1 protein-coding gene is annotated in these 210 nt (G+C 31.9%); it reads left to right on the top strand.

Annotation, left to right across the window (positions count from 1 at the left end):
- Window positions 1-210 (top strand): hypothetical protein (locus ABR854_RS26075; RefSeq protein WP_350268764.1); only part of this gene is annotated, 210 nt, incomplete at both ends.

Raw genomic sequence — 210 nt, 5'->3', positions numbered from 1 at the left:
CCAGCCACCAATACTGGTGCGACGAAAATATTTTCATTGGCGTTTTATTCGCAAAATTCATCATTAGTGTATGATACTAATGAGATTTCAAACAAGTTGGTGAATCAGTATTTAGATTTACAAATAAAAATTTCTGCAAACGCTAATTTGATTTCAAATAACAGTTTAGTTTTTATTCCGAACAGAAATCTGGTAACTGGAGAAGCACTA

Origin of the sequence: Emticicia sp. W12TSBA100-4, assembly GCF_040253585.1 — a bacterium.
Taxonomy (GTDB): domain Bacteria; phylum Bacteroidota; class Bacteroidia; order Cytophagales; family Spirosomataceae; genus Emticicia.
This window is presented reverse-complemented; position numbering and strand designations above follow the sequence as displayed.